5 protein-coding genes and 1 pseudogene are annotated in these 6,697 nt (G+C 44.3%); 1 reads left to right on the top strand and 5 read right to left on the bottom strand.

All coding sequences use genetic code 11. The annotated features are described in order from the left end of the window. Together B5F25_RS10485 and nagB are read right to left on the bottom strand one after the other, a co-directional pair. A pseudogene (locus B5F25_RS10485) lies at positions 1-279 on the bottom strand (glucosamine-6-phosphate deaminase); the annotation flags it as partial. Between the two features lie 68 nt (positions 280-347). Continuing rightward, on the bottom strand, positions 348-1,139 hold the full coding sequence (gene nagB / locus B5F25_RS10480) for a glucosamine-6-phosphate deaminase (protein ID WP_087249452.1): 792 nt from the start codon (positions 1,137-1,139) through the stop codon (positions 348-350). Positions 1,140-1,306: 167 nt separating this feature from the next. Here nagB and B5F25_RS10475 point away from each other — a divergent pair, with 167 nt between their 5' ends. Further along, positions 1,307-2,509 carry an ROK family transcriptional regulator gene (locus tag B5F25_RS10475; protein WP_022040241.1) on the top strand — a complete coding sequence of 401 codons (1,203 nt, stop codon included), beginning with the start codon at positions 1,307-1,309 and terminating at the stop codon, positions 2,507-2,509. A gap of 72 nt (positions 2,510-2,581) precedes the next feature. On the opposite strand, the gene B5F25_RS10470 is transcribed toward B5F25_RS10475, so the two are convergent. The 3 genes from B5F25_RS10470 to B5F25_RS10460 all read right to left on the bottom strand — a co-directional run bounded on the left by B5F25_RS10470 (position 2,582) and on the right by B5F25_RS10460 (position 6,684). Continuing rightward, the gene (locus B5F25_RS10470) at positions 2,582-2,749 is read right to left on the bottom strand and encodes a 4Fe-4S binding protein (protein ID WP_013618916.1); all 168 of its coding nucleotides are present in this window, start codon (positions 2,747-2,749) and stop codon (positions 2,582-2,584) included. Positions 2,750-2,870: 121 nt separating this feature from the next. Continuing rightward, positions 2,871-5,837, bottom strand: a complete 2,967-nt coding sequence (locus B5F25_RS10465; protein ID WP_087249450.1) for a glycoside hydrolase family 3 N-terminal domain-containing protein — start codon at positions 5,835-5,837, stop codon at positions 2,871-2,873. A gap of 1 nt (position 5,838) precedes the next feature. Next, the gene (locus tag B5F25_RS10460; RefSeq protein ID WP_022040244.1) at positions 5,839-6,684 is read right to left on the bottom strand and encodes a metallophosphatase; all 846 of its coding nucleotides are present in this window, start codon (positions 6,682-6,684) and stop codon (positions 5,839-5,841) included. Positions 6,685-6,697: the final 13 nt, after the last annotated feature.

Here is a 6,697-nt window from a genome sequence, read left to right as displayed (position 1 = left end):
TTCTTCCTTATGGCGGCGCACCAGTTCGGCGTAAAGCGGACGGAGCGAAGCCCCCGTGCCCAAAGCCAACGTACAGAACTTGCCGTCATGCTGGCGTTCCTGTATCTTGCGGATAACCTTATCGGCTATGCACTTCACGCCTTCGTCTACTGTTTCATAGATATTGGTCGGGATTTTCTCAAAACGGGTCAGCACGGAGCGGTCAATCGTATTCTCCGGCTTGTAATATCGGGTAGACACCCTGTTAAGGGATATCTGCGAACTCAGATTGGTTCTCATGGCTATAGTTAATAATTAATAATGAATAATTAACAATTAACAATTAACAATTAATAATGGATAATGGATTACAGGTTGTTGCGCTCGATGTCCTTGAAGTAGCGGTACGTGCCCACTTTCAGTTCGTCCGTAGCCGCCTCATCGCATACGATGATGCCGTGGCGGTGCATCTGCAAGGCACTGATGGTCCACATCTGCGTTAGGCTTCCTTCAACGGCATGCTGCAAGGCACGCGCCTTATTGTGCCCGTTGCAAAGGATCAGTACCTCTTTGGCGTCCATTACCGTGCCCACCCCTACGGTCAGCGCAGTCTTGGGGACCTTGTCCACATCGTTATCGAAGAAACGCGAATTTGCCACAATCGTATCGGTGGTCAGCGTCTTCACACGGGTACGCGAAGTCAGGGAAGAACCCGGCTCGTTGAACGCGATGTGGCCGTCGGGACCGATGCCGCCCACAAACAGGTCGATGCCCCCATACGAAGCAATCTGCTTTTCATAATTCCCGCACTCAGCCTCCAAGTCGGAAGCGTTCCCGTTCAGGATATGGATGTTTTCCTTCGGAATGTCAATATGGTTGAAAAAGTTGTTGAACATAAACGAATGGTAGCTTTCCGGATGCGATTCGGGAAGGCCCACGTATTCATCCATATTGAAAGTCACCACATTGCGGAAAGACACCTTTCCCGCTCGGTTCAGTTCAATCAGCGCCTTATACATGCCCAATGGGGAAGAGCCCGTAGGCAAGCCCAATACAAAAGGACGTTCGGAAGATGGCTGGAACTCGTTTATCCGTTTTGCCACATAGTTGGCAGCCCATTCAGAAAGAGACCGATAATCAGATTCGATAATAACTCTCATAGTTTTTCCAGATTTAATTAATATATTTGTAACAAGAATCCACTTTGCATGTTAAACCACTGCAAAGATATTGGGAATTATGAATAAAACAATCATTATACAAAGTAATTATCGATTGTTTTTTAAATTTTTAATTAACCGGCTTTCCATTTTTAAAAACACCGCTTATGAAAGAACAGCTATTAGCAGACATCCAAAAAGGTTCGAAAAGTGCTATTATGAAAAAGCATATCATTACCTATTTAATATATAATGAAAATTCGACCATTACCGACCTAGCCAAAGACATGGACTTAAGCATTCCTACTGTAACAAAAGTAATAGACGAAATGCATGAACAAGGCTACATTGATGAATATGGGAAATTGGAAACGAGCGGTGGAAGACATCCAATTCTTTATGGACTAAACCCTGATTCGGCCTATTTTATCGGCGTATCCATAACGTGGAACAGCCTGCATATCGGTCTCATCAACTTCAAAGGTGATTTACTGAAACTACAAATGGGTATCCATATCGAACGGCAAGACACAATGGCATGCATTGACAAAATCTGCCGACACATTGAAACCTTTATTGATGGACTCAGCATCAGTAAAGAGCGGATTATACACATCAATGTAGCTCTGTGCGGACGGGTGAATCCAGAACTGGGATACAGTCACAGTTTCTTCAACTTCGGCGAACGCCCTTTAGCAGAAATATTGACAGAACGTATACACATCGAAGTTTCTATCGAGAACGATAGCCGCGCCATGTTGTATGGCGAATATATCAAAGGAGCTCTAAAAGGTTCGCGCAATGCTCTTTTTATCAATATAGACTGGGGGCTGGGCATGGGTATTCTGATAGACGGGAAATTATACAAAGGCAAGTCTGGGTTCTCGGGCGAATTCGGCCACACCTATGGGTATGACAACCAGATTATCTGCCATTGCGGCAAAAAGGGATGCCTGGAAACTGAAAATTCCTGTTCGGCTCTCTACCGCAAATTCATCGAACACCTGAAAGCAGGCGAGACTTCGATTGTCCTGTCTGAAAAGTCCATCGAAGACATTACCTTGGATGATATATTCAATGCCATAGGCAAAGAAGACTTACTTGCCATTGAACTGGTAGAAGAAATCGGACAACAACTGGGGGTGCATATCGGTAACCTTATCAATATTTTCAATCCTGATACAGTTATCATTGGAGGGGAAATGTCGAATGCAGGCGAATTTCTGTTACAGCCCATCATTACCACCGTACGAAAATACACACTTAGCCTGATGAGCCGCGATTCAGAAATCATTTTGTCAAAACTGAAAAGCCAGGCAGGTATCATAGGCTCATGTCTATTATCGAGAAGCCGGATGTTTGAAGCCTGACCCAAATACAAAAGAGGATGCACTCCAAAAAGAGAACATCCTCTATAAATTTTAAAACCGACGATTTATCGATTATCCTTGGTGGATTGCTTCAGAAGGACATACATCTGCGCAAGTACCGCATTCTGTACACATATCCGGGTTGATAGAATATTTGTCACCTTCAGAGATTGCGCCAACCGGGCATTCATCGATACAAGTACCGCAAGCGATACAATCGTCACTAATTACGTAAGCCATTGTTGTAAAAGTTAAAAGTTATTATTAGTACTAATTTGATAATGCAAAGGTAACTTTTTTATGTGAAGTTGTAACGTCTACATAGCAATATTTGATTAATTTGTACATAGTCTAAATAGAATCACCGCTTTATAGACTGATACATTGCTTGTTGCATACGTGTACGTATATTCAGCTTAGTCAGATTCTTATGATTGAATGCACGCGGATAAGTGCGGTTGCTCAAGAAAACAAAGACCAAATCGTTTTCCGGATCTGCCCAAGCACAAGTACCAGTAAAGCCTGTATGCCCAAAAACCCCTTGCGGAGTTTCAGCCGCACACGGGCTATGCTCTGGATGCCCGGTATCAGGCTTGTCGAACCCCAGTCCTCTCCTGCTCTCTTCCGACTGTAAGGTAATGAATAAGTCGCATGTAGCCCTACTCAGGTAACGATGCCCTCCATACACTCCCCGATCCAACAGCATTTGAAAGACAGCTCCTACATCATGTGCCGTCGAAAAAAGTCCGGCATTACCTGAAACTCCTCCCATGAAAGCTGCAATCTCATCATTTACATACCCTTGCAGTTCTGTTCTACGCAAAAAGTCTTCAGCCGCAGTAGGCACAATCTGCGATTTATCAAACCGATGCAAAGGATTGTATGCCGTATGCACCAAACCCATCGGCTTATAGAATACACTATCCAAATACACATCCAATGCAACGCCTGCAACAGATTCCACTAACTCTTTCAGCAACATAAAGTTCAAACAACTATACCGGTAAGAATGTCCTTTCAAAGGTATATCTGCCAATTGCCGGTTTATCTCTTTCCGAAAATCAGCATTCAAATACAAGCTGTCGGACAAAGGCAACACATACTTCCCTGTGCGTACAGAAGAAACCCATTCTTTTTTATAAACGAACCCGGTACAGGCATACAGGTTTTCATCTACTTGCAACGTGTGATACCGGTCATACTTTTTACGAAACAAACCTCCTTTACATGACTTCGAATCAATAGCTTCCTTATAGAAAGCCCAGTAAGCAGGCAAACCAGATTCGTGAAACAACAAATCCTGGACAGTAATACGCGATTTCCGTGTATCTTCCAACATTGGCAAATACTGACTCATCCGATCGGTCAATCCGAATTTACCTTCGTCATACAATTTCATTACAGCCAACAATGTACCGGTCACTTTACTCAAAGAAGCCAAATCATATAAATCATTTTCTTTCACCTTGCGCGAACCATCGTAGGTAAATGTTCCGAAGCATTTATTATAGACAGGATATCCATCCTTCAATATCAGCACATGACATCCGGGATAAGCCTGCGCATCAATCCCTTCCTGGGCTATTGTATCAATACGTGCCAATATACGCGAATCCATACCAAAATCTTCAGGTGTATACAAATAGGGGCAATCAGGGTCTATTGTTATGCCTACACCTGCTTGACACCAGCCGGGAATGCCTACCGACAAACGTCCTGTCACCTTGTCTCTGCCTGTCATGACCTTTGCTACATAACGTTGAACTGCTTCTGTTCCGACATGTGCCTGAACAACGGCTGAAGCATGCTGCAAGACAGGAAGCATAGTCTTCAAATCCTCCTGAGGAACAAAAGAAACGACCACCAGTGGTTTATCGGCTGCCAATTCCTGAAGAAACGGCACATAAGATTCATAATCTTTCTGATGCAATGCCACGATAACCTGCTGTGCCGTGCGAAGCCGCTTACGAATGGACTGCAACGAATCCACACGTGCATGTACCCAATTGATTGTTATCGATTCCTGCAATCCGTTGTAAAAAGGATAAGAATCGACTATCGAAGGAGAAATGCTCAACAAGACATTACCTGACAAAGCCAATTCCAACGGAAGTATTTCCAACGAGTCCTTCAGTACTGTAACAGCTGCTTTATCCAATGCCAGCAGCAAGCTGTCTGTTTCAGGAATGCGTATACGAGACTTCAAATCTTTTTCATCCACCACCGGGCGCTGACTTAGACCCAATGCATATTTAAAGGTAAGTACCTTCCGGCATTTCTCGGTAATCACCTCTTCGGTAAGCAGGCCTTTCTTTATAGCATTCATTACTCCAGTCATTTCCCGCTTTAAATTACGTGGAGCCAACAACAAATCGTTTCCGGCCAAAAGTGCCTGTGCACACACATCGTCCGCCTGACGGATACCTCGCATTTCGAGCGCATCGGTAAAGACTAGTCCGGAGAAATGAAACTCATCCTGCAACATAGTGGTTATAATATCGGAAGAAATAGAAGCCGGCTTCTCCTCCAATTCAGGAACTTGCAGATGCCCGACCATCATACCACTTACTCCCGCATCTATCGCCCTACGAAATGGATACAACTCAATAGAATCCATACGGGCACGGTCAAAAGGAAGCACTGGCAATGCCTTATGCGAATCGACATCCGTATCACCATGTCCGGGAAAATGCTTGCAGACAGCCAACACACCTCCATCTTCCAAACCGCGTGCATAAGCAATAACTTTCCGTGCCACTTCTTTGGGGTTACTCCCGAAAGAACGGGTATTGATGACTGGATTTCCCGGATTATTATCCACATCCGCCACAGGAGCGAAATTAACCTGCACCCCTATTTCACGCAACTGACGTGCCACCTCTCTCCCATAACGATAAATCAACGAATCATCCTGAACACATCCCAATATCCGGTTTTTGGGAAATTCGGGCGTATCTTTCAGACGCATAGCCAATCCCCATTCACCATCAAAAGTAATCAGCAAAGGGATCCGGCTCCATTGCTGTGCCAAGTTAGTCAATTGCACCTGCTGGTCTATCCGCCCCTTGGCAAACAACAATCCACCTAATCCATATTCCTCAATCGCTTTCCGTATCTGGGCTTTGTTGCGCGGAGCTGTAACAGGATCTACCGTATGGATAAACAGCTGTCCGATTTTCTGTTTCAATGTCATCTCCGACAACCGGCTTTCTACCCATCTGCGGCACGCTGCCGTATCTTTCACCTGGCTCAATACCGAAGGCATCGTGTGAGCCTCTACCCAGACAGACAACAACAAGCATATATATAAAACGACCGCCTTTCTCATCTCAGTTCTTTTGCAAAGTCAACACCATTTTTCCTATAAAAGCGGCATGCTTTCCCATTTGTTGCAAAGGCACTTCCACGCCATCCAGATTCTTATAATATTCAGGTTTCTCAAAATAAGAATGCGAATGTCCGCCCAATACTACATCGATATTGCACGTATTCTCTATCAGTTCCACATCCGAATAAGGCTCTCCTTTCCAACCCAAATGAGAAAGACAAATCACCAAATCACACTTCTCCTGCATTTTCAGCAGGTCAGCAATCCGTTGTGCTTCAGAGACAGGATCCTCAAACTTCACATCACCATACGATGCTTTTGCCACCAAACCTTCCAGTTGCGCGCCCAACCCGAACACTCCAATCTTAATGCCATCCCGATGCAACACAACATACTCTTTCACCAAACCTTCCAGCACAGTACCCGTCACATCATAATTGGCACATACAATGGGAAACTCTGCCAACCTGAACAAACGCGCCATATTCTCCAAACCGAAATCGAACTCATGGTTCCCGATAGTACCAGCATCATAACGCATCTCGTTCATCATGCTGATTTCCACTTCTCCCTTATATATATTATAATAAGGTGTACCTTGCGAGAAATCCCCACAATCGAAAAGCAACAAATCAGGATGGATTTCACGCTGCTGGCTGATAAAAGTAGCACGTCGCACCATACCGGCTTTCCCTGCCAGCAAGGTATCCTGGTAATTTTCAGGAAAAGGCTCAATACGACTATGCATGTCATTGGTATGAAATAAATAAATCTCCTTGGTTGACTGGGCTGCTGCTGTAACCACAAGCAAACATACCCATAAAGAAATAAGACACAATTTTTTCATTGCTTAATCTGTA

The sequence above is a fragment of the Bacteroides sp. An19 genome (assembly GCF_002160215.1).
Classification (GTDB): domain Bacteria; phylum Bacteroidota; class Bacteroidia; order Bacteroidales; family Bacteroidaceae; genus Phocaeicola; species Phocaeicola intestinalis.
Note: the sequence above shows the minus strand (reverse complement) of the source record. Positions and strands in the feature narration are given on the sequence as shown.

Bases quoted from the DNA above. Each gene is read 5' to 3' on its own strand.
- nagB (WP_087249452.1), bottom strand. From the start codon at position 1,139: ATGAGAGTTATTATCGAATCTGATTATCGGTCTCTTTCTGAATGGGCT.
- B5F25_RS10475 (WP_022040241.1), top strand. From the start codon at position 1,307: ATGAAAGAACAGCTATTAGCAGACATCCAAAAAGGTTCGAAAAGTGCT.
- B5F25_RS10470 (WP_013618916.1), bottom strand. From the start codon at position 2,749: ATGGCTTACGTAATTAGTGACGATTGTATCGCTTGCGGTACTTGTATC.
- B5F25_RS10465 (WP_087249450.1), bottom strand. From the start codon at position 5,837: ATGAGAAAGGCGGTCGTTTTATATATATGCTTGTTGTTGTCTGTCTGG.
- B5F25_RS10460 (WP_022040244.1), bottom strand. From the start codon at position 6,684: ATGAAAAAATTGTGTCTTATTTCTTTATGGGTATGTTTGCTTGTGGTT.